This window comes from Rhodoblastus acidophilus, assembly GCF_900187365.1.
Lineage (GTDB): Bacteria > Pseudomonadota > Alphaproteobacteria > Rhizobiales > Beijerinckiaceae > Rhodoblastus > Rhodoblastus acidophilus.
Window position 1 is genome coordinate 1 of sequence record NZ_FYDG01000062.1, and the last position, 1,603, is coordinate 1,603.

At 65.8% G+C, this 1,603-nt stretch carries 3 protein-coding genes and 1 pseudogene; 1 reads left to right on the top strand and 3 read right to left on the bottom strand.

Going from position 1 to position 1,603, the window contains the following annotated elements; genetic code table 11:
• From CFB24_RS22915 to CFB24_RS22195, 3 genes and pseudogenes are all read right to left on the bottom strand, one after another.
• A pseudogene (locus CFB24_RS22915) lies at positions 1-96 on the bottom strand (transposase); the annotation flags it as partial.
• Entirely contained in the window at positions 93-758 is a 666-nt protein-coding gene (locus tag CFB24_RS22190) for a type IV secretory system conjugative DNA transfer family protein (RefSeq protein ID WP_338066181.1), read from the bottom strand. The gene CFB24_RS22190 and the pseudogene CFB24_RS22915, both read right to left, overlap by 4 nt.
• Positions 706-1,146, bottom strand: a complete 441-nt coding sequence (locus CFB24_RS22195) for a DotD/TraH family lipoprotein (protein WP_158255358.1) — start codon at positions 1,144-1,146, stop codon at positions 706-708. The genes CFB24_RS22190 and CFB24_RS22195 overlap by 53 nt, the downstream gene beginning before the upstream one ends.
• A gap of 200 nt (positions 1,147-1,346) precedes the next feature.
• Between CFB24_RS22195 and CFB24_RS22200 the strand changes: the two genes are divergently transcribed.
• The gene (locus CFB24_RS22200; protein ID WP_088522782.1) at positions 1,347-1,592 is read left to right on the top strand and encodes a type II toxin-antitoxin system VapB family antitoxin; all 246 of its coding nucleotides are present in this window, start codon (positions 1,347-1,349) and stop codon (positions 1,590-1,592) included.
• Positions 1,593-1,603: the final 11 nt, after the last annotated feature.

Genomic DNA, 1,603 nt, shown 5'->3' on the forward strand with positions numbered 1-1,603 from the left:
CTTGACCCGAATGGCGTCAAAGAAAACGAGGGGGTAAAGCGGCTCCAACGGTCGGTTTTGCCATTCCGCGACCTCGTCGAGCACGGCGTCGGTTAGACGCAGGCGGTCTCGCGCGCGACCTGTCCCTGTTCGCTCAAAGCGAACGCCATTTGCGCTTCCGACACGATCGGCGGCACCATCAGAATGGCGCTGCCGGGATGGCGCAGCACGACCGCGTTGAAGTCATAAGTGCGGTCGAGTTGGTCCTCGTAGCGGCGCAGCATTTCGTTGAGCGCGAAGGCGCGGGCGGCCAGGCCGCCCTTGGCGCCATAGGTCGCGCCGGCGTCGCGCAACGTCTCCTCTCGGCCCGGCTCCAGCGGCGGCGCGCCGGGAACGCCGAGGACCGTCCCCGGCCGCGCCGCTTGCAACACCGCGAGCGACGGCGGGCGCTCGCCGCCGACCACAGCCGGTTCCTCCAGGGCGCCGGTCACCGGCTTGTTGAGGGGATCGCCCAATTCATGCGCGCGCCGGTCGACCTCTTCCGGCGAGGGGGCGGGCGGGACAGGCATGACGATCACGCCGTCCGGGCGATCCGTTGTAAATGGCGCCGATGGTGCGGCCGTCTCCGCCGGCGGCGGCCCCTTCACGACAAGCGGGCGCTCCGTCGCGCTCGCCGCCGCGGATGCGCAGATCGCCGCCACAGCGACGCTTCCGAGAAAATGCCGCTTAAACAAGGTAGACAACCTCCACAAGATGATGCTGGGGATCGACGCGGACATGGGCTTTCGCCCCGGCCTGTTCGCCGAGTTCGCGGAACAGGTCGTAGACCCGGCGCGGCCGGGGATCGATCGCGACCTGCGGGCGCTGTTTGAAGATCGAGGCGTTCCTGATCACGACCTCGTAGCCGACGATCCGCGCCAATTCGCGGACGCCGTCATCGAGCGAGCCGCTCCATTGGAACGACACCTCGCGGTCGAGTTCGCCGGGCGCGACCTTCGGTCGCGCCGCCGCCGCGGCGGCGGGCCTCATGTCGCCGATCCGCGCCATTTCGCGGCCGGTCTCCGCCATGCTCTGCTGCAGCGCCAGTTCGGCATTGGGCATGCCTGGGGTCGCCACGGTCGTCGGGATCGGCGTCACGGTCGAGCAGCCCGCAAGGCTGACGACCACGACGCCAGTCGAAATCCATTTTGAAAGCCTTCGCCTCATCGTTCACCCATCGCTCGTCAGTCCCGATCACCTTCCCGGGCGATGGCGCGAAGCCGAATAACGACGTGCAAAAAAGATGAGGCGCTCGACGACGCTCCCGGCTTGATAATGTTGATGATAGAATCTACATTAAAATAACGATCTATCTACATGGAGCCGCGATGCCGATTAATGTCAACAATCCCGAGGCGGACGCCCTCACGCGCAAGTTCGCTCAAATGGCCGGCGTCACCATCACGGAAGCGATCGTGATCGCGATGAAGGAGGCGATCGCCACCCGTCGCAACGCCGAGACCCCACAGCAGACCGCCGCTCGGCTTCGAGAGAAATATGGCGTCGCGCTGAGCCCTCAAGCCAAGACCCCGTTGCCGAGAGAGGCTTTCGACGAAATGTGGGGCGATCGCTGATGTTCGTGGAC